The 24,914-nt window shown below is 73.7% G+C and carries 23 protein-coding genes; 17 read left to right on the top strand and 6 right to left on the bottom strand.

The window, feature by feature from the left end; genetic code table 11:
- The first annotated feature begins 22 nt into the window (after positions 1-22).
- Positions 23-775: a helical backbone metal receptor gene (locus ACFPP6_RS33750; protein WP_382050393.1), complete on the top strand. Its 753-nt coding sequence runs from the start codon at positions 23-25 to the stop codon at positions 773-775.
- Here the strand turns inward: ACFPP6_RS33750 and ACFPP6_RS33755 are convergent.
- A complete protein-coding gene (locus ACFPP6_RS33755; protein WP_382050395.1) occupies positions 702-1,838 on the bottom strand; it encodes a TDT family transporter in 1,137 nt (378 codons plus the stop codon). The genes ACFPP6_RS33750 and ACFPP6_RS33755 overlap by 74 nt on opposite strands.
- Before the next feature lie 70 nt (positions 1,839-1,908).
- Here ACFPP6_RS33755 and ACFPP6_RS33760 point away from each other — a divergent pair, with 70 nt between their 5' ends.
- The gene (locus ACFPP6_RS33760; protein ID WP_382050397.1) at positions 1,909-2,841 is read left to right on the top strand and encodes a LysR family transcriptional regulator; all 933 of its coding nucleotides are present in this window, start codon (positions 1,909-1,911) and stop codon (positions 2,839-2,841) included.
- A 235-nt stretch (positions 2,842-3,076) separates the two neighbouring features.
- Here the strand turns inward: ACFPP6_RS33760 and ACFPP6_RS33765 are convergent, their stop codons facing one another.
- The 3 genes from ACFPP6_RS33765 to ACFPP6_RS33775 all read right to left on the bottom strand — a co-directional run bounded on the left by ACFPP6_RS33765 (position 3,077) and on the right by ACFPP6_RS33775 (position 6,153).
- Positions 3,077-3,784, bottom strand: coding sequence for a gamma-glutamyl-gamma-aminobutyrate hydrolase family protein (locus tag ACFPP6_RS33765; RefSeq protein ID WP_382050399.1), 708 nt, complete (start codon positions 3,782-3,784; stop codon positions 3,077-3,079).
- Between the two features lie 56 nt (positions 3,785-3,840).
- Positions 3,841-5,298 (bottom strand): ethanolamine permease, encoded by a 1,458-nt coding sequence (gene eat / locus ACFPP6_RS33770; RefSeq protein ID WP_382050401.1) that lies wholly within the window; start codon positions 5,296-5,298, stop codon positions 3,841-3,843.
- A 132-nt stretch (positions 5,299-5,430) separates the two neighbouring features.
- On the bottom strand, positions 5,431-6,153 hold the full coding sequence (locus ACFPP6_RS33775; RefSeq protein ID WP_382050403.1) for a FadR/GntR family transcriptional regulator: 723 nt from the start codon (positions 6,151-6,153) through the stop codon (positions 5,431-5,433).
- 71 nt (positions 6,154-6,224) lie between these two features.
- On the opposite strand from ACFPP6_RS33775, the gene ACFPP6_RS33780 reads away from it, so the two are divergent.
- The 4 genes from ACFPP6_RS33780 to ACFPP6_RS33795 all read left to right on the top strand — a co-directional run bounded on the left by ACFPP6_RS33780 (position 6,225) and on the right by ACFPP6_RS33795 (position 11,115).
- Positions 6,225-7,592, top strand: a complete 1,368-nt coding sequence (locus tag ACFPP6_RS33780) for a glutamine synthetase family protein (protein ID WP_382050405.1) — start codon at positions 6,225-6,227, stop codon at positions 7,590-7,592.
- A 10-nt stretch (positions 7,593-7,602) separates the two neighbouring features.
- Positions 7,603-8,955 (top strand): aldehyde dehydrogenase family protein, encoded by a 1,353-nt coding sequence (locus ACFPP6_RS33785; protein ID WP_382050407.1) that lies wholly within the window; start codon positions 7,603-7,605, stop codon positions 8,953-8,955.
- A 4-nt stretch (positions 8,956-8,959) separates the two neighbouring features.
- Positions 8,960-9,745, top strand: a complete 786-nt coding sequence (locus ACFPP6_RS33790) for a 3-oxoacyl-ACP reductase (RefSeq protein ID WP_382050409.1) — start codon at positions 8,960-8,962, stop codon at positions 9,743-9,745.
- A gap of 101 nt (positions 9,746-9,846) precedes the next feature.
- On the top strand, positions 9,847-11,115 hold the full coding sequence (locus tag ACFPP6_RS33795; RefSeq protein WP_382050411.1) for an HAD family hydrolase: 1,269 nt from the start codon (positions 9,847-9,849) through the stop codon (positions 11,113-11,115).
- 144 nt (positions 11,116-11,259) lie between these two features.
- Here the strand turns inward: ACFPP6_RS33795 and ACFPP6_RS33800 are convergent, their stop codons facing one another.
- The gene (locus tag ACFPP6_RS33800; protein WP_382050413.1) at positions 11,260-12,480 is read right to left on the bottom strand and encodes an amino acid deaminase/aldolase; all 1,221 of its coding nucleotides are present in this window, start codon (positions 12,478-12,480) and stop codon (positions 11,260-11,262) included.
- 202 nt (positions 12,481-12,682) lie between these two features.
- Between ACFPP6_RS33800 and ACFPP6_RS33805 the strand changes: the two genes are divergently transcribed.
- The 4 genes from ACFPP6_RS33805 (at position 12,683) to ACFPP6_RS33820 (ending at position 16,533) form a co-directional block, all read left to right on the top strand.
- Complete coding sequence (locus ACFPP6_RS33805; protein WP_382050415.1) at positions 12,683-13,561, top strand: hypothetical protein; 879 nt, start codon at positions 12,683-12,685, stop codon at positions 13,559-13,561.
- Positions 13,558-14,751 carry a type VII secretion-associated serine protease mycosin gene (gene mycP, locus ACFPP6_RS33810; protein ID WP_382050417.1) on the top strand — a complete coding sequence of 398 codons (1,194 nt, stop codon included), beginning with the start codon at positions 13,558-13,560 and terminating at the stop codon, positions 14,749-14,751. Before ACFPP6_RS33805 ends, mycP begins: the two co-directional genes overlap by 4 nt.
- A gap of 81 nt (positions 14,752-14,832) precedes the next feature.
- Positions 14,833-15,567: an SseB family protein gene (locus ACFPP6_RS33815; RefSeq protein ID WP_382050419.1), complete on the top strand. Its 735-nt coding sequence runs from the start codon at positions 14,833-14,835 to the stop codon at positions 15,565-15,567.
- Between the two features lie 114 nt (positions 15,568-15,681).
- A complete protein-coding gene (locus ACFPP6_RS33820) occupies positions 15,682-16,533 on the top strand; it encodes an MIP family channel protein (protein WP_382050468.1) in 852 nt (283 codons plus the stop codon).
- A gap of 35 nt (positions 16,534-16,568) precedes the next feature.
- Here ACFPP6_RS33820 and ACFPP6_RS33825 read toward each other — a convergent pair whose 3' ends face one another.
- Positions 16,569-16,934: a DUF1844 domain-containing protein gene (locus ACFPP6_RS33825; RefSeq protein ID WP_382050421.1), complete on the bottom strand. Its 366-nt coding sequence runs from the start codon at positions 16,932-16,934 to the stop codon at positions 16,569-16,571.
- Between the two features lie 341 nt (positions 16,935-17,275).
- Here ACFPP6_RS33825 and infC point away from each other — a divergent pair, with 341 nt between their 5' ends.
- The 7 genes from infC (at position 17,276) to pheT (ending at position 24,711) form a co-directional block, all read left to right on the top strand.
- Positions 17,276-17,935, top strand: coding sequence for a translation initiation factor IF-3 (infC, locus tag ACFPP6_RS33830; RefSeq protein ID WP_106675931.1), 660 nt, complete (start codon positions 17,276-17,278; stop codon positions 17,933-17,935).
- A gap of 126 nt (positions 17,936-18,061) precedes the next feature.
- Positions 18,062-18,256 (top strand): 50S ribosomal protein L35, encoded by a 195-nt coding sequence (gene rpmI / locus ACFPP6_RS33835; protein ID WP_030369870.1) that lies wholly within the window; start codon positions 18,062-18,064, stop codon positions 18,254-18,256.
- Between the two features lie 92 nt (positions 18,257-18,348).
- Entirely contained in the window at positions 18,349-18,735 is a 387-nt protein-coding gene (gene rplT / locus ACFPP6_RS33840) for a 50S ribosomal protein L20 (protein ID WP_071964710.1), read from the top strand.
- A gap of 152 nt (positions 18,736-18,887) precedes the next feature.
- A complete protein-coding gene (locus ACFPP6_RS33845; protein WP_382050425.1) occupies positions 18,888-19,721 on the top strand; it encodes a TrmH family RNA methyltransferase in 834 nt (277 codons plus the stop codon).
- A 41-nt stretch (positions 19,722-19,762) separates the two neighbouring features.
- Positions 19,763-20,935 carry a sensor histidine kinase gene (locus tag ACFPP6_RS33850; protein WP_382050427.1) on the top strand — a complete coding sequence of 391 codons (1,173 nt, stop codon included), beginning with the start codon at positions 19,763-19,765 and terminating at the stop codon, positions 20,933-20,935.
- A 135-nt stretch (positions 20,936-21,070) separates the two neighbouring features.
- Entirely contained in the window at positions 21,071-22,201 is a 1,131-nt protein-coding gene (pheS, locus tag ACFPP6_RS33855; RefSeq protein WP_382050429.1) for a phenylalanine--tRNA ligase subunit alpha, read from the top strand.
- Positions 22,201-24,711: a phenylalanine--tRNA ligase subunit beta gene (gene pheT / locus ACFPP6_RS33860; protein ID WP_382050431.1), complete on the top strand. Its 2,511-nt coding sequence runs from the start codon at positions 22,201-22,203 to the stop codon at positions 24,709-24,711. The genes pheS and pheT overlap by 1 nt, the downstream gene beginning before the upstream one ends.
- Positions 24,712-24,914: the final 203 nt, after the last annotated feature.

The raw sequence follows: 24,914 nt of genomic DNA on the forward strand, positions 1-24,914 counted from the left end.
CGAACAGGCGTACGGTGGGGCGGTGGTCCCGCCCAGGAGCAGCCGCCCCGCCGTACGCCGTGTCGTCTCCCTCGTGCCGTCGCTGACGGAGGCCGTCGCCGCGACCGAGCCCGGGCTGCTCGCCGGCGCCACCGACTGGTGCGACCACCCGGCGGGCCTGGACGTCGTGCGGATCGGCGGCACGAAGAACCCCGACACGGCGCGCATCGCCGCCCTCGCGCCCGACCTCGTCCTCGCCAACGAGGAGGAGAACCGCGCACCCGACCTCGGCGCGCTGCGCGCCGCCGGGGTGGAGGTGCTCGTCACCGAAGTGCGCACGCTGCCCCAGGCGTTCGCCGAGCTGGAGCGGGTCCTGGTGCGCGGCTGCGGCCTGGCCAGGCCCGCGTGGCTGGCCGACGCGGAGGACGCGTGGCGGGACGTGCGCGCCGCCGGGCCGGCCGTACCGGCCGTGGTGCCGGTGTGGCGGCGGCCGTGGATGGTCCTGGGCCGGGACACCTTCGCCGGCGACGTCCTCGCCCGGCTCGGCGTCGCCAACGTCCACGCGGGCCACCCCGAGCGCTATCCGCGCATCCCCCTCGACGAGCTGAACGCGTGCGGCGCCGAGCTCGCCGTCCTGCCCGACGAGCCCTACCGCTTCACGCGCGACGACGGCCCGGAGTCCTTCCCCGGGCTGCCGTGCGCGCTCGTCAGCGGGCGTCACCTCACGTGGTACGGACCCTCACTGCGGGAAGCGGCTGAGGTGCTGGGCGCGGCGCTGCGAGCAGCCGGCCGCTGACCAGGCCGTGCACGGTGCGGGCGGCCGCCACCGCCCAGGCGGTGACCAGCACCGCGTACAGGCCCGCCGACAGCCAGGTCAGGGCGTGCAGGCCCGTGTGGCGGGACAGGGCCGCGGCACCGGTGACACAGGTGCCCATGGGGAAGGTGAACGCCCACCAGGTCATCGCGAAGCCCATGCCCTGCCGGAACGCCCGCAGCACCATGGCCGCGGCCAGGACCAGCCACAGCAGCGCGAAACCCATCACCGGGGCCCCGTACAGCACGGCGAACGGCGCCGCCGCGTCCGCGTACGGGGCGGGAAGCGCGCCCCGCGCGGCGTCGGCGAGGTTGCCGACCGCGGTGGTCGACTGGCCCAGCGGGCCCAGGACGAGGAAGAGGGCCGGGGTCAGCGCGAGCGGCAGCGGGCCGTGGTGGATCAGCCGCGCGAAGACCGCGGGCAGGATCAGCAGGGTCGCCAGGAGACTCATCCCGAAGAGGGCGTAGCAGGCCAGCACCATCGCCGCCCGCCACTGGCCGGCCGGCAGATGCGGAACCAGGGCGGGGCCCAGTGCGGCGGACACCATCGGAGCGACCACGGGCAGCAGCCACACGGGGGAGGCCTGGCCCGGCTCGATGCGGTGCCGGGTCACCATCAGGTACGGGATGCCCGCCGCCGCGGCCAGCCCGGTCACGGTGCCCGCCACCCACAGCACGGCGTCCGCGGTGACCGCCGCGCCCTGGCCAACGACCCCTGAGCCCACGGACAGGGTGGCCCCGCCGACCGCCAGCAGCGCCATCGCCGCGCAGCCGTAGAACGGTGCCACGGCCGGGTCGCCGAGGTGGCGGCGCGCCTGGTCGGAGTGGCGGGCCCAGTGCACGGCCCGCGCCACCAGCAGCACGGCCAGCGCCGCCGCCGACAGCGCCCACACCGCCTCGCACGCCCCGCGCAGACCCGGCGGACGTACGGGCAGCGCCGCGCCCGCGCTCGCGACGATCGCGGTGCCCATGACGGCGGCGTACCAGTTCGGGCCCAGGTGGCGGAGGGGAGAGGCGGTGCGGGCGGTTGTGGCGGAGGTGCTCATGCGTCCAGCGTCGGCGGCGGGGCCCCCGGCCACCAGGGGCCTTGTCTCTATGAGGACATAAGCTGAATTTATGAGTAACGAGGACGACGGCGGCCGGCGGGGCCCGCTCGCACACCGCGTGCCCGACCTCGCGGCGCTGGAGCTGCTGCTGGCCGTCGCGCGGCTGGGCAGCCTGGGGCGGGCAGCGCGCGAGATGGGCATCACCCAGCCCGCCGCCAGCGGGCGGATCCGCAGCACGGAGCGGATGCTCGGCGTCGGCCTCGTCGAGCGGTCGCCGCGCGGATCGCGGCTGACGGACGCCGGGGTGCTCGTCACCGACTGGGCGCGGCGCATCGTGGAGGCGGCCGAGGCCTTCGACGCCGGGGCGCAGGCGCTGCGCGGGCAGCGGGACTCGCGGCTGCGGGTGGCCGCGAGCATGACCATCGCCGAGTACCTGCTGCCGGGCTGGCTGGTCGCCCTGCGCACCCGGCTCCCCGGCACGGCGGTCACGCTCCTCGCCGGGAACTCGGCGGCCGTCGCGGAGCGGCTGCGGGCCGGCGAGGCGGACCTGGGCTTCGTCGAGGGGCTCGCCGCCCCGGCCGGGCTGGACGGCGCGGTCGTCGGCGGCGACCGGCTCGTGGTCGTCACGGCGCCGGCCCACCCCTGGGCCCGGCGGCGGGCCCCGATCGGCGCGGCCGAGCTGGCGGCCACGCCGCTGATCCTCCGCGAGCGGGGCTCGGGCACGCGGCAGGTGCTGGACGCGGCCCTCGCCGCGCACGGGGGGCTCGCCGAGCCGCTGCTCGAACTCGCCTCCACGACGGCGGCGAAGGCGGCCGCGGTCAGTGGGGCGGGCCCGTGCGTCCTGAGCGAGCTCGCCATCGGCGAGGAGCTGGCGGCCCGCCGCCTGGTCGAGATCCCCGTAGCGGACCTCGACCTGCACCGCGCACTCCGCGCCGTCTGGCCCACGGGCCACCGCCCCACGGGCCCGGCCCGCGACCTGCTGGGCCTGACCCGCGCCTCCTGACGGGCGCGTGTCGGCCGACTGCCTTACGCCGCGACGGCGCGGCACCGCGTACGACGTGGTCGGCAAGCTGGTGAGGGCGGGCACCGCCGGTCAGGTTGTATCGGGCCGGCCGCCGTTGCGGCGGAAGGGGATGCGGGCGGTCGCGCAAGTGCGTGCCGGGCACTTTCTCTCCGCCGCAACGGCGAGTCACCGCATACGACGTGTCCGGCGGTGCCGAGCCGGCGTTGGCCGGAGGTCAGTGGGCCGTCGCCGCCTCCACCAGGGCTCGCATCAGACGCAAGTCGTCCCGCGCTTCCGGGTGCCACTGGACGCCCACCGCGAAGAGGTCGCCCGGGCGTTCCAGTGCCTCGATCGTGCCGTCCTCCGCGTGGGCCGTCGCGACGAGGCCGTCGCCCAGGCGGGACACGGACTGGTGGTGGTGCGTGGCGACGTCGCACGGTTCGGGGAGGAGACGGCCCAGGCGGCTGTCCGGCTCCGGCTTGATCAGGTGGTCGGTGAAGGTGCCCACGACGGGGTTGTGGTCCTCGTGCCCCACCTCGTCCGGCAGGTGCTGGCACAGCGAGCCGCCGGCGTGCACGTTCATCAGCTGCATGCCGCGGCAGATCCCGAGCACCGGGACGCCCTGCTCCAGCGCGGCGCCCAGCAACGCCAGCTCCCACGCGTCGCGTTCGGGGACCGGGACGCCCGCGCGCGGGTGCGGCTGCTCGCCGTAGAGGACGGGGTCGAGGTCCTCGCCGCCGGCGAGGACGAGGCCGTCGAGCCGCCGCACCAGGTCGCCGGCGGCGGCCGGCTCGTCCGGGGGCAGCTGTACGGCGAGGCCGCCGGCCCGCTGGACGTGCTGGGCGTAGGAGGCGGGCAGGAGCGCGGCCGGCAGGTCCCACGCGGCGCCCCAGCGGGCCCGGGTGAGGTAGGTGGTGACACCGATCAGTGGCTGGCGGAGCATGGAGCGGGTCCTTTCCGTACGTGGTCGTTCCGTACGCTACGACGTTGATCACATGGTCAGTCGCGGTTCAGTTCCGCTTCCGCCGCCGCGAGCGCCGCGAACTCCTCCTCGGGCGCCCCGGCGACGAGCCGGTGCCGGCTCCAGCAGGCGAAGTACACGGCGGCCACGGCGTAGACCCCGAGGGCGACGAGGGCGGCGGTCACGTCCACCAGGAAGGTCGCCACCAGGGCCGCGCAGGCGAGGACGAAGGCGAGCGCCGAGGTCGCCACGCCTCCCGGCGTCCGGTAGGGCCGCTCCAGCCCCGGCTCCCGGCGCCGCAGCACGATGTGGGAGAGGGACATCAGTGCGTAGGAGACGGTGGCGCCGAAGACCGCGACGTTGAGCATCCGCGCCCCGTCGCCGCTCGCCGCCGCGAGCCCGAACCCGAGTGCGCCCGGCACCACCAGGCCCAGCCAGGGGGCCTTGCGGCGGCTGGTGAGGGAGAGGAAGCGGGGGAGGTAGCCGGCCCGGGAGAGGGCGAAGAGCTGCCGCGAGCCGGCGTAGATGAGGGAGAAGAAGGAGGCCACCAGGCCGGCGAGCCCCGCGTAGTTGACGATGCGGCCGAGCACGGTGGGCCGCCCGTCCGGCTGCACGGCGGCCACGAGCGGGTTCCCGGCGTCCTTGAGGGCGTCCGCCCCGCCCGCGCCGGTGGAGGCGAGGAAGGTCAGGAGCGCGAGGACCAGCAGGATGCCCATGGACGTGGCCATGGCCCGGGGCAGCGAGCGCACGGGGTCCTTGGTCTCCTCGGCCGCGAGCGGCACGCCCTCGACGCCGAGGAAGAACCACATCCCGAACGGGAAGGACGCCCAGATCCCGAGGAGCCCGAACGGCAGCCAGGAGGACGCTCCGAGCGCGCCGGTGTCGACGGGGATGTCGTGCAGCCGCCCCGCGTCGAAGTCGGTGAACGCGCCCGCCGCGAAGACGAGCAGCGCGGCGACGGCGATGCCGGTGACGACGAAGCTGAACTTCAGGGCCTCGCCCACGCCCCACAGGTGGATGCCGATGAAGACGACGAAGCAGGCCAGGTACACCGGCCAGGACGAGGTGAGCCCGAACAGGCCGAGCGACTCCACGTAGTCGCCGATGAAGAGGGAGATCGCGGCGGGTGCGAGGACGTATTCGATGAGGATGGCCGTGCCGGTGAGGAAGCCGCCCCACGGGCCGAGCGCGCGCCGCGCGAAGCCGTAGCCCCCGCCCGCCGTCGGCAGCACGGCGGCCATCTCCGCGAGGGCGAAGACCATGCAGGTGTACATCAGGCCCATCAGGGCGGCGGCGACGGCGAGTCCGCCGAAGCCGCCGTGCGCGAGGCCGAAGTTCCAGCCGGAGAAGTCGCCGGAGACGACGTAGGCGACGCCGAGGCCGGTGAGCAGCAGGGGGCCGGCGCTGCCGCGGCGCAGCGTGCGCTTCTCCAGATAGTCCGCCGGCCGGTCCGAGGCGCGTGGCGGTGCCGTGGGTGTCTCCGTGCGTTCGGGCATGCTGCCGCTCCTGCCTCGGGAGGTAAAGGTTTTGCGCCATACCTTTGCCTCGGCGTGGCTGATTCGGCAACCCCCTTGCGTAAAAGACTGGTTACGAGAGGGGCTCGTGTGGGTTAACCGGGCTCGTGCGGGCTACGCCAGGAAGCCCCGGAGCAGCGCCGCCGTCCCGCAGCAGTGCTCGCGCATCACCTCGCGCGCCGCTTCCGCGTCGCCGTCCAGGACCGCCTCCACGAGCGCGGTGTGCTGCAGCTGGGAGTGCTCCAGGTTCCGCACCAGCAGCGGAATGCAGTCCAGCAGGTCGTTGACCGTCGCCCGCACCGCCGCGTAGTGCGCGGCCAGCGACGGGGATCCCGACAGCTCGGCCAGCGTCAGGTGGAACAGGGTGTCCACGCGCCGGTATTCGGCCAGCGGCGCGTCGTGCGTGGCGGCCAGCGCCGCGCGCAGCCGCCCGGCCCCGCCCTCGGGGAGCCCGTGCGCGGCGCACAGCCCGGCCGCGCCCACCTCCAGCACCTCCCGGAAGCGCAGCGTGTCCTCCACGTCCACGTCGGCGACCCGGCGCCGCAGCTCCTCCTCGCCCGCGGTCGCCGGCCGCGCCAGCACGAACGTGCCGCCGTAGCGGCCGCGCCGGCTCTCGACCAGGCCCTGGTCCTGCAGCACCTTGAGCACCTCGCGCAGTGTCACCCGGCTGACCCGCAGGCGGTCGGCCAACTCGCGCTCGGCGGGCAGCCGTTCCCCCTCGGCCACCAGGCCCAGCCGCATGATCTGGAGTATCTGCTCCAGCGCTTCCTCGAATCCGTTGCCCGCGCGGACCGGCCGCAGCACCGGCGCCAGGCGGTCCGTCGCATGATCGTTCATCTGACCCCTTCCCTTTAATGGTCTACAGCCCTACCTTAAGACCTCCGGTCGCACCGACAGGAGGCATCACTGTGGCAGACCGCACGCCCCCGCTCGCCGTCGAGGAGCTGCGCAGGCTGGTCGACACCGGGGAGATCGACACCGTCGTCCTCGCCTTCACCGACATGCAGGGACGACTCCAGGGGAAGCGGTTCGCCGCCCGGTTCTTCCTCGACGACGTCCTCGACCACGGCACCGAAGGCTGCAACTACCTCCTCGCCGTGGACGTCGACCTCAACACGGTCGACGGCTACGCCATGTCGTCGTGGGAGCGCGGCTACGGGGACTTCGCCATGCGCGGCGACCTCTCCACCCTGCGCCGCACCCCCTGGAACCCGGGCACCGCCCTGCTCACCGCGGACCTCGCCTGGCACGACGGCTCGCCCGTCCTCGCCTCCCCCCGGCAGATCCTGCGCCGCCAGCTCGACCGGCTGGCCGAGCACGGCTGGAGCGCGTACGCCGGCACCGAGCTGGAATTCATCGTCTTCAAGGACACCTACGAGCAGGCCTGGGGCCGCGGCTACCGCGACATGACCCCGGCCAACCAGTACAACTGCGACTACTCCGTCCTCGGCACCGGCCGCGTCGAACCCCTCCTGCGCCGCATCCGCAACGAGATGGGCGCCGCCGGGATGACCGTGGAGTCCGCCAAGGGCGAGTGCAACCTCGGCCAGCACGAGATCGCCTTCCGCTACGACGAGGCCCTCACCACCTGCGACCAGCACGCCGTCTACAAGACCGGGGCCAAGGAGATCGCCTCCCAGGAGGGCATGGCGCTCACCTTCATGGCCAAGTACGACGCCCGTGAAGGCAACTCCTGTCACATCCACCTGTCGCTGCGCGACGAGGCCGGGCGGCCCGTCCTCGCCGACGATGAGGGCCCGTACGGCATGTCGAGGACGATGCAGCACTTCCTGGCCGGCCAGCTGGCCGCGCTGCGCGACTTCACCCTCCTCTACGCGCCGAACATCAACTCCTACAAGCGGTTCCGGCCCGGCTCCTTCGCGCCCACCGCCGTCGCCTGGGGCCCCGACAACCGCACCTGCGCCCTGCGCGTCATCGGCCACGGCCACTCCCACCGCTTCGAGAACCGGCTGCCCGGCGGGGACGTCAACCCTTACCTCGCCGTCGCGGGCATGGTGGCCGCCGGGCTCTACGGCGTCGAGCACGAGCTGGAGCTGCCCGAGGTCTGCACCGGCAACGCCTACGCGGGCGATGCCCAGCACGTCCCCGCCACGCTGCGCGAGGCCGCGGCGCTGTGGGAGCAGAGCCCCATCGCCCGGGAGGCCTTCGGCGACGAAGTCGTCGAGCACTACCTGCACATGGCACGCGTCGAGCAGGAGGCCTACGACACGGCCGTCACGGACTGGGAGCGGTTCCGCTCCTTCGAGCGGATGTAAGGACACCGCCTTGGACATCATCAACCCGGCGACCGAGGAACTCGTCGCCACCGTCCCCGCGGCGACGCCGCAAGACGTCGACGCAGCAGTCCGCCGCGCCGCCGAAGCCCAGCGCAGCTGGTCCCGGCTCGCCCCCGGCGACCGCGCCCGGCAGCTGCGCCGCTTCGCCGCCGTCGTCGACGCGCACCTGGAGGAGCTCGCACAGCTGGAGGTCCGCGAGGCCGGGCACCCGATCGGCAACGCCCGCTGGGAAGCGGGCAACGCCCGCGACCTGCTGGAGTACGCGGCCGGGGGAGTGGAGCGGCTCACCGGCGCGCAGATCCCCGTCGCGGGCGGCCTGAACGTCACCTTCCACGAGCCCCTCGGCGTCGTCGCCGTCATCGCCCCGTGGAACTTCCCGATGCCCATCGCCGCCTGGGGCCTCGCCCCGGCCCTGGCCGCGGGCAACGCCGTGCTCCTCAAGCCGGCCGAGACCACCCCGCTGACCGCCCTGCGGCTGGCGGAGCTCGGTCTGGAGGCGGGGCTGCCCGAGGGCCTCTTCCAGGTCCTCCCGGGCGCCGGGCCCGTCGCCGGTGACGCCCTCGTGGAACACCCCGGCGTCGCCAAGGTCGTCTTCACCGGCTCCACCGCCGTCGGCAAGCAGATCATGGCCAAGTGCGCGGCGGGCGTGAAGCGCGTGACGCTCGAACTCGGCGGCAAGAGCCCCAACATCGTCTTCGCGGACGCCGACGTCGAGCGGGCCGCCGCGGCCGCCCCCGGCTCCTTCCTCGACAACACCGGGCAGGACTGCTGCGCCCGCAGCCGCATCCTCGTCCAGCGCTCCGTGTACGACCGCTTCATGGAGCTGCTGGAGCCGGCGGTCACGTCGTTCGTCGTGGGCGACCCGGCGGATCCCGCGACGCAGATGGGTCCGCTGATCTCGGCCGCGCACCGCGAGCGCGTACGGTCCTACGTGCCCGAGTCCGCCCCCGCCGCCATCCGCGGCGAGGCCCCGGCGGGCAAGGGCTTCTGGTACCCCGCCACCGTCCTGGAGGGCGGGCCGCAGGACCGCACCGCCGTCGAGGAGGTCTTCGGCCCGGTCGCCGTCGTCATCCCCTTCGAGGACGAGGCGGAGGCGGTGCGGATCGCCAACGCCACCGACTACGGGCTCTCCGGGTCGCTCTGGACCCGCGACGTCTCCCGCGCCCTGCGCGTCTCCCGGGCCGTCACCGCGGGGAACCTCTCCGTCAACTCCCACAGCAGCGTCCGCTACTGGACGCCGTTCGGCGGCTTCGGACAGTCCGGCCTTGGCCGTGAGCTGGGCCCCGACGCGCTGGCCGCCTTCACCGAGACCAAGAACGTCTTCATCAGCACCGAGGAGTGAACAAGTGACCGACCAGACCCCCGTCTGCCGCCGACTCGTCGGCCGCACCGCCGTCGTGACCGGAGCCGGCAGCGGCATCGGCCTGGCCACGGCCCGCCGCTTTGCCGCCGAGGGCGCCCGCGTCGTCTGCGCGGACATCGACGAGACCGCCGGCAAGGCCGCGGCCGCCGAGACCGGCGGGCTCTTCGTCAAGGTCGACGTCACCAGCCCCGAGGAGGTCGAGGCGCTCTTCAAGACCGCCTACGACACCTACGGCTCGGTCGACGTCGCCTTCAACAACGCCGGCATCTCCCCGCCCGACGACGACTCCATCCTCACCACCGGGCTCGACGCCTGGAAGCGGGTCCAGGAGGTCAACCTCACCTCCGTCTACCTGTGCTGCAAGGCCGCCCTGCCCTACATGCAGCGCCAGGGCAAGGGCTCGATCATCAACACCGCCTCCTTCGTCGCCGTCATGGGCGCCGCCACCTCGCAGATCAGCTACACCGCCTCCAAGGGCGGCGTGCTGGCGATGTCCCGCGAGCTCGGCGTGCAGTTCGCCCGCGAGGGCATCCGGGTCAACGCCCTGTGCCCGGGGCCGGTGAACACCCCGCTGCTCAAGGAGCTCTTCGCCAAGGACCCCGAGCGGGCCGCGCGCCGCCTCGTGCACGTGCCCGTCGGCCGGTTCGCCGAGCCCGAGGAGATCGCGGCCGCCGTCGCCTTCCTCGCCAGCGACGATTCGTCCTTCGTCAACGCCGCCGAGTTCCTCGTCGACGGTGGCATCGCGGGCGCGTACGTGACCCCGCTGTAGGGTCCATGATCAAACGGTAGGACCGGTTCGCGGGCGCAGGCCCGCGGACCGGTCCCGCCGTGGATTCCCTGCCACCGCACGCACCACCGCAAAGAGAGCACATGCGCACCAAGTCCGCCATCGTCGTCGGCCTCGCTGCCGCCGCGGCCCTCGCCACGACGGTTCCCGCCACCGCGGCCCCCACCCACGAAGCCCCCCGCCGCAACTGCCCCCAGCTCGACAAGAAGCTCCCCTGGGCCGGTGACAACCGCGCCAGGCTCCAGAAGATGATCGACGAGCGCGGCACCTGTTCCGGCAAGAAGGGCCCCCGCCCCGTCGCCGCCTTCGACTGGGACAACACCGTCGTCAAGAACGACATCACCGACGCCACGCTCGCCTGGGCCCTCAAGCACGACAAGATCCTGCAGCCGAAGAGCTGGAAGGACACCAGCGCCTGGCTCACCCCGGCCGCCGACAAGGCCCTGGCCAAGGCGTGCGGCACGGCCGTGCGCCCCGGCCGGCCGCTGCCCACCTCCAAGAACACCGCCTGCGCCGACGAGATCTTCGAGATCCGCGAGAAGTCGCAGACCATGGCCGGGGAGGCCGCCTTCGCCGGCGACTGGAACCACCGCCGCACCGTGCCCGCCTACGCCTGGATCCCCCAGCTGTTCGCCGGTCACACCCCCGCCGCCCTGACCTCCTTCGCCAAGCAGGCGCGCGCCGAGCAGCTCGCGGCGCCGATCGGCGCCAAGCAGACCGTCGGCACCCACACCCTCGCCGGCTACGTCCGCTACTACGACCAGCAGAAGGACCTCATCCGCACGCTCAAGGCGGCCGGCTTCGACGTCTACATCGTCTCCGCCTCCGCCGAGCCGATCGCCGAGGCCTGGTCGAGCGGCGTGGGCCTGGACCGCAAGCACACCATCGGCATCCGCAGCATCACCCAGCACGGCCGCCTCACCACGGCCATCAAGGGCTGCGGCGGCGTCGAGACCGGCCGCGGCGACGCCCTGCCGTACATGGACGGCAAGCGCTGCATGATCAACCAGGAGATCTTCAAGATCAAGGGCGCCAAGGCCTGGCAGCAGCAGGACTTCGGTCACCGCATCGCGCTCGGCGCCGGCGACGCCGACACCGACGTGACGTTCGTCAACGACGCCACCGGCGCGCACGTGGCCATCAACCGCAACAAGTCCGAGCTGATGTGCCGCGCCTACGACGACGCGGACCGCCGCTGGGTCGCCAACCCGATGTTCATCGAGCCGATGCCGCGCAAGTCCGGCACGTACCCGTGCTCCACGACCGGCGCGACCGCCGAGGACGGCACCAAGATGCCCGTCCGGCGCGCCGACGGCTCCGTGATCCCGGACCAGGTCGACAAGGCCTTCTGAGGCTCCCCGAGCCGCCCTGGGATCTCGCGCGCTACGGGGACCGGTCGCCGACGGCGCACCGGTCCCCGTATCCCCTCCTGCCACAGGAGCACAGCGCACGGCCCGGGACCCGGCAGGTGCGGGCGCGCGGACTCACACACGGACTCACAGGAACGTACGGGCCTCGCCGCGGTACGTCGGGACGGTCTCCGCCACGCGGTCGCCGTCGATCAGGTGCAGCGCCTCGAAGCGCTCGCACATCTCGCCCGCCTTCGCGTGCCGGAACCACACCTTGTCGCCCACCAGCAGGTCGTCGGCGGGCTGCCCGGTCAGCGGCGTCTGCACCTCGCCCGCGCCCTCGCGGGGATCCAGCCGCAGGCCCGCCGGGAGGTACGGATGCGGCAGCCGGTCCGCGCCGGCCGCGCCCGACGCCGGGTACCCGCCGCCCTGGGCGGTCACCACGCCCGGCCCCGGACGGCGCACCACCGGCAGTGCGAACAGGGCCGCCGGCCGGCCGCGGAACGATCTGTAGTGGTCGAACAGCCGTGGCGCGAACAGCCCCGAACCGGCCGCCACCTCCGTCACCGCGTCCTCCGCGGCGGTGTGCTGCACACTGCCCGTACCGCCGCCGTTGACGAACTCCAGGTCCGCCACCGCGCGCACGGCCCGTACGGCCTCCGCCCGGCGCGCCGCCAGCTCCCTGCGGGCGGCGGCCTGCATCAGCCGGATCGAACGGGAGTACAGGGGCCGTCCCTCCACGGCATCCCCCACACCCGCCACATGCGCCTCGTAGGCCAGCAGGCCCACCAGCCGGAACCCCGGCCTGCGCACGACGGACCGGGCGAGATCCGCCAGCCGCTCCGGATCGTGCACCGGGGAACGCAGGGCCCCGAGCCGCAGCCTGCCGCCCAGCAACCGCAGCGACGTGTCCAACTCCAGGCACACCCGTACCTCTTCGCGGCCCGCCCGCGCCGCATCGATCAGCGTCAGCTGCGCGGGGTCGTCCACGGTCACCGTGACCGCCCGGGCCAGCTTCGGGTCCGAGGTCAGCTCCGCCAGCCCCGCCCGGTCCGCCGACGGATACGCCAGCAGCACGTCCTCGATGCCCGAACGCGCCAGCCACAGCGACTCGGCCAGCGAAAAGCTCATCACACCCGTGAAGCCGTCCCGTACCAGCGCGCGCTCCAGCAGCGCCCGGCAGCGCACGGACTTGGTCGCCACCCGCACCGGTTTCCCCTGCGCCCGGCGCACCAGATCGGCCGCGTTGGCGTCGAACGCCTGCAGGTCGACCACGGCCAGCGGCGCGTCGTAGGAGGCGGTCGCCCGGTCCAGGCGGGCCCGCTCGGCGCTTGCGCAGGCGACGGGAGGTGCGGCGGGAAGACGCATGGGGCGCAGCTTGCCAGAGGCGTCCGGCGCTGGATAGGGGCCCTGCGCGGGCGAGATGGCAGCGCCCGCCGCCCGCCCCGTAGAGTGGCGCACACACCGTGGGCCGCAGCCCGGCGGCGTGATGTCCGGATACGAACCGGCCTGTCCCGGAGGGCAACCAAGCCCCGGTAGCGGGGAGACGGCTCACGAGGGGGAGCGCAGGGTGAGCACCGAGACGGACCCCGCACTCGCGCTGCCCGTCCGCCCTCTCCCGGCCTCCTCCTACTTCGCACCCCGGCCGCCCCAACCGCCTCACCCGCCGCACGTGCCCCAGCCGGACGGCGGCCGCGGCGCCCGCACCCTCACCGCCGCCGTCTGCCTCGTGCTCGGACTCGGGCTCATCGGAGGGGCCGCCGCCGGGAGTTGGCTCGCGGACGGCACCGGCGGCGGCACCGCGGCCGAACGCGCCTTCGCCCGCGGCGCCACGCTCTGGCGGACCGTCCCCGTCGACGAACTCTTCCCGCCCGTCCTGCGCGGCGACGCCGCGGGCCCCGGCGGCGCCGCACGCGTGTGGACCCGGATCGGCGTCGCCCCCGACAGCGGGTGCGAGGAGGCCTTCGACCCGCTCCTGGAGAAGGCGCTCGCCCCCGTCGGCTGCACGCGGCTGCTGCGCGCCACCTACACCGACGCCACCTCCACCGCCGTCACCACCGTCGGACTGCTCGTCACCGCCGCCGACGACCGGGGCATGCGCGACCTGCGCCGCCGCTTCACCGACGAACGGCTCGACGAGCGCACCGACCTGATGCCCCGCCCGTACGCGCCCCGCGGCACCGCCGCCGAGCGCTTCGGCGCGGAGCAGCGCGCCAGCTGGGCCCTCAGCGTCCTCACCGACGCCCCCGCCGTGGTCTACGCCGTCACCGGCTTCGCCGACGGCCGCACCGGCACGCCCCCGCAGCCCGCCGCCCTCGCCACCCGGCCCGGCGCCACCACCGCCCCCGCCCAGGCCGGACTCGGCCACGAGGCCGCCGCCCTCGCCGGGCGCGTGGAGAGCGGCTTCCGGCAGGCCCTGCGCCGGACCGTCCAGGAGGACGCCCGGTGACCGCCGCCGCGCCCCGGGGCCGCCGGCCCCTGCTCACGGTCCTCCTCGCCTCCGCCCTCGCCGTGCTGCCGGCCGCCGAGGCCGCGCACGCCGACTCCATACGCGTCCAGGAATGGGCGCTCGACGCCCTCCACACCGAGGAGGCCTGGCAGACCACCAAGGGCGACGGCATCACCGTCGCCGTCCTCGACACCGGCGTCGACGACGGCCACCCCGACCTCGCCGGGCAGGTGCTGCCCGGCAAGGACCTCATCGGCTTCGGCGCCGGCCCCGGCGACCGCGCCTGGGCCCGGCACGGCACCGCCATGGCCGGGATCATCGCCGGGCGGGGGCACGGGCCGGACGGCGCCGACGGCGTCCTCGGCGTCGCCCCCGAAGCCAAGATCCTTCCCGTCCGGGTGATCCTGGAGGACGGCGACCCCTCGCGCGCCAAGGCCCGTAGCGGACGCGGCAGCGCCCTCGCCGACGGCATCCGCTGGGCCGCCGACCACGGCGCCGACGTCATCAACCTCTCCCTCGGCGACGACAGCGACACCGCCCACCCCGAGCCGCAGGAGGACGCCGCCGTCCAGTACGCCCTCGGCAAGGGCGCCGTCGTCGTCGCCTCCGCCGGGAACGGCGGCGAACAGGGCGACCACGTCTCCTACCCCGCCGCCTACCCCGGGGTGATCGCCGTGACCGCCGTCGACCGCTACGGCAGCCGCGCCGCGTTCTCCACGCGCCGGTGGTACGCGACCGTCAGCGCGCCCGGCGTCGACGTCGTCATCGCCGACCCCGACCGGCGCTACTACGAGGGCTGGGGCACGAGCGCGGCCGCCGCCTTCGTCTCCGGCGCCGTCGCCCTGGTCCGCTCCGCGCACCCCGGGCTGAGCCCCGCCCAGATACGCGGGCTGCTCGTGGACACCGCCCGCGACACCCCGCCGGGCGGGCGCAGCGACGCGCTCGGCGCCGGGGTCGTCGACCCGGCCGCCGCGATCGCCCGCGGCGCGTCCCTCACCCCGGAGGGCCCGGGCCCCCGCGTCACCCGCGAGTACGGCAGCCCGTACTTCGGCGGGACGGACCCGGCCCGCCTGCCCCACGCCCCGGCGGCGCGCTCCCCGCAGTACACGGCCTGGACGGCGGCCGCGGCGGGAACGCTCCTGCTGGCCACGGCGGCCTGGACCTGGCGCCGCCCCCGCGGAACGGGCTGAGGAGCCCCCGGGCCTCGCCGGCCCGCCGCCGTCCACATGGGGCGCTCCGACGAAGAACGGGGCGCCCCATAGACTCTCGGGGTGGCGCTCAAGAACATTCCTGATCCCGGATTCTCCGACGACGACGGTTCCGCCGACGCGGAGCTGACCGCCGCGCTGGCCGCGTGGGCCGGCGACCGCGGCGCCGAGCCGCGCGTGCTCGCCGCGCTGCGCGGTGCGCGCCTGCTCGTCCCCGTCGTGGCGGTGCTCGGCGAGGTCGAGACCGGGCCGGACGGGCTGAAGCGGGAGAAGACCAGCGACATGGCCGTGCCGACGCTGCAGGCGCCGGACGGCCGCAAGGCGCTGCCGGCCTTCACCTCCATCGAGTCGCTGGCCCGCTGGCGCGCGGACGCGCGGCCCGTGGCCGTACCCCTGCACCAGGCCCTGCAGGCGGCCGCGCACGAGAAGGCCGACACGATCGTCCTGGACATGGCGGGCCCGGTGCCGTACCAGCTGACGGGCCCGGCGCTGCTGGCCCTGGCAGAGGGCCGCGAGAGCACCGACCCCCTGGCGGACCCGGCGGTCGCGGAGGCGCTCCGCGCCGTCCTCACGGCCGAGCCGGCGGTGCGCCGCGCCCACCTGGCCCCCTCGCGGGACGCGGACGGCACGCTCGCCCTGGCCCTGGCCGACGACGCCGAGGTCTCCGCCGCGGTGCAGCGCGTGGCGCAGGCGCTGGCCTCCGACGAGGTCCTGCGGGCCCGGCTCGTCCGCGGCCTCGACCTGGCCCTGCTGCCCGCCGGCGCGACCGTACCTGGGGAGCCGCTCTTCACCCGCTAGCCGCGTGCCGGCCGACAGGCGCCCCGTCGTGGATCGACCGACAATGCGAAGAGGTCCACGAGATCCCTGGAGGACGCCATGGACGTGAAGCTGGGGGCCGCAAGTCTCGACTCCGTGGAGACGAGAACCGTCGCCGCCGAGTTCCTCGGCACTCTGCTGCTGGTCTTCTTCGCCGTCGGCTCCGCGGTCCTCGCGGCCGACTACATCGGGGTCCTCGGTATCGCCCTGGCGTTCGGCTTCACCCTGCTGGCCCTTTGCTACGCACTGGGCCCGGTCTCGGGCTGCCACGTCAATCCGGCGGTGACGCTGGGCATGCTGCTGGAGGGCCGCATCGCCCCGCGCACGGCGATCGAGTACTGGGTGGCGCAGCTGCTCGGCGGCATCGTGGGCGCGGCGCTGCTGTTCCTGCTGGCCAAGCAGGTGCCGGGGCTGAAGACGCACGGCGCGTTCGGCAGCAACGGCTGGGGCAGCCGCTCGGCCGTGCACCTGAACACGGGCGGCGCGTTCCTCGCGGAGGTCGTCCTGACCTTCCTGCTGGTCTTCGTCGTGCTCTCGGTGACCCACAAGATCGCGCTGGTGGGCTTCGACGGCCTGCCCATCGGCCTGGCCCTCGCGGTGATCCACCTGGTGGGCATCCCGCTGACGGGCACCTCGGTGAACCCGGCGCGGAGCCTGGGCCCGGCGCTGTTCGCGGGCGGGGGCGCGCTCTCGCAGCTGTGGCTGTTCATCATCGCGCCGCTGATCGGCGGCGTGCTGGCGGCCGGCGCGCACCGGGTCACGCATCCGCCGATGGGTCCGTCCAACCTGGCCGACGACCTGGCGCTGCCGCACTACCCGAAGGGGCCGACGACGGCCGCGCACCCGACGGAGGAGCGCCCCGAGCCGCGGGAGGACCGCGACGACGGGGACGAGGGCGGGGAAGGCGGGGAACGCCCCGGTCGGCCGGGCCCGGCGGGCACGGTCTGACCGGGGCGCGGAAGAGCCAGGAGCCCCGGGGAGGCTCAGCCGAAGACGGGGCCCGTGTACTTCTCGCCGGGCCCCTGACCGGGCTCGTCCGGCACGACGGACGCCTCGCGGAAGGCGAGCTGGAGGGACTTCAGGCCGTCGCGCAGCGGTCCGGCGTGGAAGTTGCTGATCTCCGTGGCACTGGCGGTCACCAGCCCGGCGAGCGCGGTGATCAGCTTGCGGGCCTCGTCGAGGTCCTTGTGCTGCTCGCCCTCCTCGGCCAGGCCGAGGTTGACCGCCGCCGAGCTCATCAGGTGCACCGCGACCGTGGTGATCACCTCGACCGCGGGGACGTCCGCGATGTCACGGGTCAGGGTGTCGAAGTCGGGGTTCTCGGGGGTGGCGGGGTTCGCGTCGCTCATGGCGCACACGATACGTGGCGTGGCCGATCGGCCCGCGTGCCGGTGCCGAATCGGTTTGCCACGGGTTAGCACGCCTGCTCCACAGCTGCTAGAGTTGTGGATCGACCGGCTGGACGCTTCCGTGTCCGGCCCACAAGTGGAGCTCCGTTCTCCCACCTCGCCCGGCCTCAGGCCGGCAGGTCTCCGGTCAGGCGGCGCCCATCGTTCCGTACGGACGATGGAGCTGCCCGATGCGCCCCGCGGCATGCCGTGGCGGTGTTCCGGTTTCATGGAGCCCCGCCTGTGTCCCGTCGGGGCATTTTTGTTGCACCGGCGCGGTTGGTCTTACGAAAAGACGTTACGTGGCCGCCCGCCAGGCCGCCGCGTGGTGCTACCGAGGAGGATCCATCAGCGCCGAGCCCCGCATCAACGACCGGATTCGAGTCCCCGAGGTGCGACTTGTCGGTCCCAGTGGCGAGCAGGTCGGCATCGTGCCGCTTGCCAAGGCACTGGAGCTTGCGCAGGAGTACGACCTCGACCTCGTCGAGGTGGCGGCGAACGCCCGTCCGCCGGTCTGCAAGCTCATGGACTACGGGAAGTTCAAGTACGAGTCGGCCATGAAGGCCCGTGAGGCGCGCAAGAACCAGGCGCACACGGTCATCAAGGAGATGAAGCTCCGGCCGAAGATCGACCCGCACGACTATGACACCAAGAAGGGTCACGTCGTCCGGTTCCTCAAGCAGGGCGACAAGGTCAAGATCACGATCATGTTCCGTGGTCGCGAGCAGTCCCGGCCGGAGCTCGGCTACCGACTGCTGCAGCGTCTCGCGGAAGACGTCCAGGACCTCGGTTTCGTCGAGTCGAACCCGAAGCAGGACGGCCGCAACATGATCATGGTCCTCGGTCCGCACAAGAAGAAGACCGAGGCGATGGCCGAAGCCCGCGAGGCGCAGGCCGCCCGTAAGGCGGAGCGCTCCGGCGCCTCGTCCGCGGACGCCGCCGAGGAGCCCGCAGAGGCGTGATCCGGGGGCGCCCCGCGCCCCGGATGACCCCCCGGGGCATCCGCCCCGGGCACCAACCGAAACAGATGACACTCCCGTACGCCCTGATACGGCCGGGGAGTGCCACGACGAGGAGAGAACGGCGCTATGCCGAAGAACAAGACGCACAGCGGTGCCAAGAAGCGCTTCAAGGTCACCGGCTCCGGCAAGGTCCTGCGCGAGCGCGCCGGCAAGCGCCACCTGCTCGAGCACAAGTCGTCCCGCCTGACGCGTCGCCTCACCGGCAACGCCGAGATGGCCCCGGCCGACGCCAAGAAGATCAAGAAGCTTCTCGGCAAGTGACGTTCCGGCTTCGGCCGCACGTCCACACCGGGACCCAATCGATTTCGGGTCGTGTGAGAATCCACCACGGCCCCGCTACAAGGAGTTAACAAGTGGCACGCGTCAAGCGCGCAGTCAACGCGCACAAGAAGCGTCGGGCGATCCTCGAGGCGGCCAGCGGTTACCGCGGCCAGCGGTCGCGCCTGTACCGCAAGGCCAAGGAGCAGGTCACCCACTCCCTGGTCTACAACTACAACGACCGCAAGAAGCGCAAGGGCGACTTCCGTCAGCTGTGGATCCAGCGCATCAACGCCGCTGCCCGCCAGAACGGCATGACGTACAACCGCCTCATCCAGGGTCTGAAGGCCGCCAACATCGAGGTGGACCGCAAGATCCTCGCCGAGCTGGCCGTCAACGACATGAACGCGTTCGCCGCGCTCGTCGAGGTCGCCCAGAAGGCCCTGCCGGCCGACGTGAACGCCCCGAAGGCCGCTGCCTGAACCGGCGCCCCGAGGCTGTAGCGAAGCGGACCCGCAGGCCCCACGGCCTGCGGGTCCGCTCGCGTCCGGCCCCCGGCACCCGCCGTGCCGGCCCGGCCGAGCCGGGCCCGCGCACCACCGCACCGCGCACACCAGCAACCGAAAGTGAGCCCATGGCGGCCCCCGAGCTGACCTCTCTGCGATCTCCCCGTGTCGTCGCGGCCCGCCGACTGACCAAGCGCAGCTTCCGCGCCAAGGAGCGCCGCTTCCTGGCCGAGGGGCCGCAGTCCGTCCGCGAGGCCGTGGATCACCTGATCGAGGTCTACGTGACGCCGGACGCCGCCGAGCGCCACGCGGACATCGTCGCCGCCGCCCTCGACGCCGGGGTGCCCGTGCTGACCGCGACGGACGAGGTCATCGCGGAGATGTCCGACACCGTCACCCCGCAGGGCATCGTCGGTCTCTGCCGCTTCCTGGACACGCCCTTCGAGGAGATCCTGGCCGGCCGGCCGCGGCTGGTCGCCGTCCTCGCCCACGTGCGCGACCCCGGCAACGCCGGTACGGTCCTGCGCTGCGCGGACGCCGCGGGTGCGGACGCCGTCGTGCTCACCGACGCCTCCGTGGACCTCTACAACCCCAAGGCCGTACGGGCCTCCGTCGGCTCCCTCTTCCACCTGCCGGTCGCCGTGGGCGTCCCCGTCGACCAGGTGGTGAGCGGCCTGCAGGGCGTCGGCGCCCGCATCCTCGCCGCCGACGGCGCGGGCGACCGCGACCTGGACGCCGAGCTGGACCGGGGCACCATGGGCGGTCCCACGGCCTGGGTCTTCGGCAACGAGGCCTGGGGCCTGCCCGAGGAGACCCGGGCGCTCGCCGACGCCGTGGTGCGCGTGCCGATCCACGGAAAGGCCGAGAGCCTGAACCTCGCGACCGCCGCCGCAGTGTGCCTCTACGCCTCCGCCCGTGCGCAGCGTGCACCCGGAGGGTGCCGCTCCGTGACCTTCAGCTAGTAGGGTTGCCCCCCGGGGGGAGTCGGGAGGGGGTGCGGATGATGAACGTCAGGACTTCCGGGAGCGTGGCCGACGCCGCTCCGGCGGCGGCCCGTGCGCCGCACGGGCCCCACGAGCCGGACGACCCCCTCGCGCAGGGGCTCACCGGGTTCGGCCTGCACCCCGACGATCTCCCCGACGGGCTCGTCGTCGCCGATGAGAACGGCCGCGTCACCTGCTTCAACGCCGCCGCCGCCCGCATCACCGCGGTCCGGCCCGACGAGGCGATCGGCCGCCCCCTGGAGAGCGCCCTCCCCCTGGAGGACCTGGACGGCCGCCGCTGGTGGCCGCTCACGGACCCCTACGGCGGGCTGGCCATCCGGGTGGGCCAGCCCGAGCGGAATCTCCTGCTCCCCGGCGGCCGCGAGGTCCTGGTCTCCGTGCGCTACGTCCGCGAGCGGCCCACCGGGCCCGTCCACCGCCTGGTCGTCCAGCTGCGCGGCACCGACGCCCGCCGCCGCACCGAGCGCAGCCACGCCGAGCTGATCGCCACCGTCGCCCACGAGCTGCGCTCGCCGCTGACGTCCGTCAAGGGCTTCACGGCCACGCTGCTCGCCAAGTGGGAGCGGTTCACCGACGACCAGAAGCGGCTGATGCTGGAGACCGTCGACGCCGACGCGGACCGCGTCACCCGGCTGATCGCCGAGCTGCTCGACATCTCCCGGATCGACTCCGGCCGCCTGGAGCTGCGCCGCCAGCCCGTCGACGTCGTCGCCGCCGTCCGCCGCCACGTGCAGGCGTACACCACCGCGGGCCACCGCGCCGACCGCTTCGAGGTCAAGGTCACCGATCCGCTGCCCGAGCTCTGGGCCGATCCCGACAAGGTCGACCAGGTCCTCGGCAACCTCCTGGAAAACGCGGTGCGCCACGGCGAGGGACGCGTCACGATAGAGGTGGCGCCGGCGCTGCTGAAGGCACGCGCGGAGGACACGGAGGGAACGGCGGTCACCGTGAGCGATGAGGGGCCCGGAATCCCGGAGGAGTCGATGAGCCGCGTCTTCACCCGCTTCTGGCGGGGCAGCAAGCGCGGCGGCACCGGACTCGGCCTCTACATCGTCAAGGGCATCGTCGAGGCCCACGGCGGGACGATCACCGTGGAGCGAGCCGCCGGCGGCGGCGCCCGGTTCCGATTTACCCTGCCCGTGGGCGCCCCGGCCTTTCTCTCACAGGCCTGAGCGGGCGGCCCGCGGGCCCACCGACCCCCTTGCGCCCCTTAGACTCGACCTTTGGCACCTTTGGCACGACCTTGGCACCCATCCGTCGGGCAAAGCCGCGCAGCGAAGCCAGCCACACCGGAAGCACGGGAAGAGATGTCCGCACCCAATAAGTCGTACGACCCTGTCGAGGTCGAGGCACTGAAACCGGAAGAGATCGAGCGCATGCGGGACGAGGCGCTCGCCGCCGTCGCCGCGGCCGCCGACCTCGACGCCCTGCGCGAGGTCAAGTCCGCGCACGCCGGTGACCGCTCGCCCCTCGCCCTCGCCAACCGCGAGATCGGCGCCCTGCCGCCGCACGCCAAGGCCGAGGCCGGCAAGCGCATGGGCATGGCCCGCGGTGCCGTGAACAAGGCTTTCGCCGCCCGCCAGGCCGAGCTGGAGGCGGAGCGCGACGCCCGCGTGCTGGTCGAGGAGGCGGTGGACGTCACCCTGCCCTACGACCGCACGCCGGCCGGCGCGCGCCACCCCATCACGACCCTCAGCGAGCGCATCGAGGACGTCTTCGTGGCCATGGGCTACGAGGTCGCCGAGGGCCCCGAGGTCGAGGCGGAGTGGTTCAACTTCGACGCGCTGAACATCGCGCAGGACCACCCGGCCCGTGCCATGCAGGACACGCTCTTCGTCCAGGCCCCGGGCAAGAAGGCCAAGGAGGCCGAGTCCGGCGTCGTGCTGCGCACCCACACCTCCCCGGTGCAGGTCCGCACGATGCTCGACCGCGAGCCGCCCGTCTACGTGATCTGCCCCGGCCGCGTCTACCGCATGGACGAGCTGGACGCGACGCACACGCCGGTCTTCACCCAGGTCGAGCTCCTCGCCATCGACGAGGGCCTGACCATGGCCGACCTCAAGGGCACCATCGAGCACATGGTGCGCTCGCTGTTCGGCGAGGGCCTGACCACGCGCCTGCGCCCGAACTACTTCCCCTTCACCGAGCCCTCCGCCGAGCTGGACATGCAGTGCTATGTCTGCCGCGGCGAGTCGGCCGGCAACCCCGAGCGCCCCTGCCGCACCTGCTCCAGCGAGGGCTGGATCGAGCTGGGCGGCTGCGGCATGGTCAACCCGCGCGTGCTGACCGCCGCGGGCATCGACCCGGAGAAGTACAGCGGCTTCGCCTTCGGGTTCGGCATCGAGCGACTGCTGATGTTCCGCCACAACGTCGAGGACATGCGAGACATGGTCGAGGGTGACGTGCGCTTCACCCGGCCGTTCGGGATGGAGATCTGATGCGCGCCCCGCTTTCCTGGCTGCGGGAATACGTCGACCTGCCGGCCGGTGAGACCGGTCGCGACGTGCAGGCCAAGCTGATCGCCGCGGGCCTTGAGGTCGAGCGCGTCGAGAGCCTCGGCGCCGGCCTCAAGGGCCCCCTGGTCGTCGGCAAGGTCCTCACCATCGAGGAGCTCGAGGGCTTCCGCAAGCCGATCCGTTTCTGCACCGTCGACGTCGGCACGGCCAACGGCACCGGTGAGCCGCAGGAGATCGTCTGCGGCGCCCGCAACTTCTCCGTCGGCGACAAGGTCGTCGTCGTGCTGCCCGGCGCCGTCCTGCCCGGCGACTTCGCGATCGCCGCCCGCAAGACCTACGGCAAGGTCTCGCACGGCATGATCTGCTCCGGCGAGGAGCTGGGCATGGGCGACGACGGCACGCACGGCATCATCGTGCTGCCGCAGGAGTACGAGCCCGGCACCGACGCCATCGAGCTGCTCGAGCTCGTCGACGAGGTGCTGGACATCGCGGTCACCCCCGACCGCGGCTACTGCCTGTCGATGCGCGGCATCGCCCGCGAGGCGGCCACCGCCTACGGCCTGCCGCTGCGCGACCCGGCCCTGCTGGACGTGCCCGCGCCCAACTCCTTCGGCTACCCCGTCAAGGTCGCCGACCCGGCCGGCTGCGACCGCTTCACGGCCCGCACGGTCACCGGTCTCGACCCCGAGGCCCGCTCCCCGATCTGGCTCCAGCGCCGCCTGCAGAAGGCCGGCATGCGCCCGATCTCGCTGGCCGTCGACATCACCAACTACGTGATGCTGGAGCTCGGCCAGCCGCTGCACGCCTACGACCGCGCGCGCCTCGACGGCCCGATCGGCGTCCGGCGTGCCGAGCGCGGCGAGAAGCTGACCACCCTCGACGGCACCAAGCGCGTCCTGGACCCCGAGGACCTGGTCATCACCGACAACCGCGGCCCGATCGGGCTCGCGGGCGTCATGGGCGGCGCCGAGACCGAGATCGGCGACCACGCCGCCGGTTCGGGCACCACCGAGGTCGTCGTCGAGGCGGCGCACTTCGACCCCGTCGCCATCGCCCGCGCCGTCCGCCGCCACAAGCTGCCCTCCGAGGCGGCCAAGCGCTTCGAGCGCGGCGTCGACCCGCAGGCGGCCTCCGCGGCCGCCCAGCGCACCGTCGACCTGCTCGTGCTGCTCGCGGGCGGCACCGCCGAGGCCGGCGTGACCGAGTTCGCGGCCCCCAGCGGTCCGCGCACGATCGCCATGCGCGCCGACCACCCGGACGGCGTCGCCGGCGTGGAGTACGGCCGGGAGACCGTCGTCCGCCACCTCCAGGAGGTCGGCTGCGACGTCTACGGGCAGGACGAGCTGATCGTCACCGTCCCGAGCTGGCGCCCGGACCTCACCGACCCGAACGACCTCGCCGAAGAGGTCATCCGGCTCGAGGGCTACGAGAACCTGCCCGCCACCCTGCCGGCGCCCCCCGCCGGCCGCGGCCTGACCCACCGGCAGCGGCTGCACCGCCGCGTCGGCCGGGCGCTGGCCGGCGCGGGCTACGTCGAGGTGCTCAACTACCCCTTCGTCGGGGACTGGGCGCTCGACCACCTGGGCCTGGAGGCCGACGACCCGCGCCGCAGCACGGTGCGCCTGGTCAACCCGCTCTCCGAGGCCGAGCCGTCGCTGCGCACCACGATGCTGCCGGGCCTGTTCACGGCCCTGCGCCGCAACGACAGCCGTGGCGAGCACGACCTGGCCCTCTTCGAGACCGGCCTCGTCTTCCTGCCCACCGGCGAGGAGACCACCCCGGTCCGGCTGCCCGTCGACCGCCGTCCCACCGACGAGGAGATCGCCGGCCTGAACGCCGCGCTGCCCCGGCAGCCGCGCCGTGCCGCCGCCGTCCTCGCGGGGGCCCGCGAACTCGACGGCTACTGGGGCAAGGGCCGTCCGGCCGGCTGGGCGGACGCCGTCGAGGCCGGCCGTACGGTCGCGCGCGAGGCGGGCGTCGAGCTGATCGTCCGCCAGGACCAGCGGGCGCCCTTCCACCCGGGCCGCTGCGCCGCGTTCCACGTCATGGTCGAGGGCGCCGAGGTGTTCGCCGGCTCCGCCGGTGAGCTGCACCCGCGCGTCGTGAAGGCCTTCGGCCTGCCGGAGCGCACCTGCGCCATGGAGATCGACCTCGATGTCCTGCAGCAGGCCGGCGCCGGTGCCGTCGAAGCCCCGCAGGTGTCCTCCTTCCCGGTGGCCACGCAGGACGTCGCGCTGGTCGTGGACGCCTCGGTGGCGGCCGCCGACGTCGAGGCCGCGCTGCGGTCCGGCGCGGGCGAGCTGCTCGAGTCGCTGCGCCTGTTCGACGTCTTCACCGGCGAGCAGATCGGCGCGGGCAAGAAGTCGCTCGCGTACGCGCTGCGCTTCCGCGCGGCCGACCGCACCCTGACGGCCGAGGAGGCGACCGGCGCGCGCGACGCCGCCGTGGCCGCGGCCGTCGAGCGCACGGGCGCGGTGCTGCGCGGCGCGTGACGCTGTGTGATGCCGCGTGACCTCCTGCGCGGATTTCCGCCGCGGCTGAAAACAGCTGGAAGCAGCTGAAGGAAGCCGAGGAGAACGCAGGCGATTGCGGCCTGAACGAGGGGCGCATCCGGTGAACCGGATGCGCCCCTCTCGCGTTTCCTCACTCAGGAGTGTCCGAATATCACTCAATAGGGTGGAATTGAAGGCTCGGG

This window comes from Streptomyces aureoversilis (assembly GCF_042657885.1).
GTDB classification, from domain to species: domain Bacteria; phylum Actinomycetota; class Actinomycetes; order Streptomycetales; family Streptomycetaceae; genus Streptomyces; species Streptomyces aureoversilis.

Bases quoted from the DNA above. Each gene is read 5' to 3' on its own strand.
- ACFPP6_RS33825 (WP_382050421.1), bottom strand. From the start codon at position 16,934: ATGAGCGACGCGAACCCCGCCACCCCCGAGAACCCCGACTTCGACACC.
- ACFPP6_RS33850 (WP_382050427.1), top strand. From the start codon at position 19,763: ATGAACGTCAGGACTTCCGGGAGCGTGGCCGACGCCGCTCCGGCGGCG.
- ACFPP6_RS33845 (WP_382050425.1), top strand. From the start codon at position 18,888: ATGGCGGCCCCCGAGCTGACCTCTCTGCGATCTCCCCGTGTCGTCGCG.
- ACFPP6_RS33795 (WP_382050411.1), top strand. From the start codon at position 9,847: ATGCGCACCAAGTCCGCCATCGTCGTCGGCCTCGCTGCCGCCGCGGCC.
- pheT (WP_382050431.1), top strand. From the start codon at position 22,201: ATGCGCGCCCCGCTTTCCTGGCTGCGGGAATACGTCGACCTGCCGGCC.
- ACFPP6_RS33765 (WP_382050399.1), bottom strand. From the start codon at position 3,784: ATGCTCCGCCAGCCACTGATCGGTGTCACCACCTACCTCACCCGGGCC.
- ACFPP6_RS33800 (WP_382050413.1), bottom strand. From the start codon at position 12,480: ATGCGTCTTCCCGCCGCACCTCCCGTCGCCTGCGCAAGCGCCGAGCGG.
- pheS (WP_382050429.1), top strand. From the start codon at position 21,071: ATGTCCGCACCCAATAAGTCGTACGACCCTGTCGAGGTCGAGGCACTG.
- rpmI (WP_030369870.1), top strand. From the start codon at position 18,062: ATGCCGAAGAACAAGACGCACAGCGGTGCCAAGAAGCGCTTCAAGGTC.
- ACFPP6_RS33760 (WP_382050397.1), top strand. From the start codon at position 1,909: ATGAGTAACGAGGACGACGGCGGCCGGCGGGGCCCGCTCGCACACCGC.
- ACFPP6_RS33775 (WP_382050403.1), bottom strand. From the start codon at position 6,153: ATGAACGATCATGCGACGGACCGCCTGGCGCCGGTGCTGCGGCCGGTC.
- eat (WP_382050401.1), bottom strand. From the start codon at position 5,298: ATGCCCGAACGCACGGAGACACCCACGGCACCGCCACGCGCCTCGGAC.
- ACFPP6_RS33755 (WP_382050395.1), bottom strand. From the start codon at position 1,838: ATGAGCACCTCCGCCACAACCGCCCGCACCGCCTCTCCCCTCCGCCAC.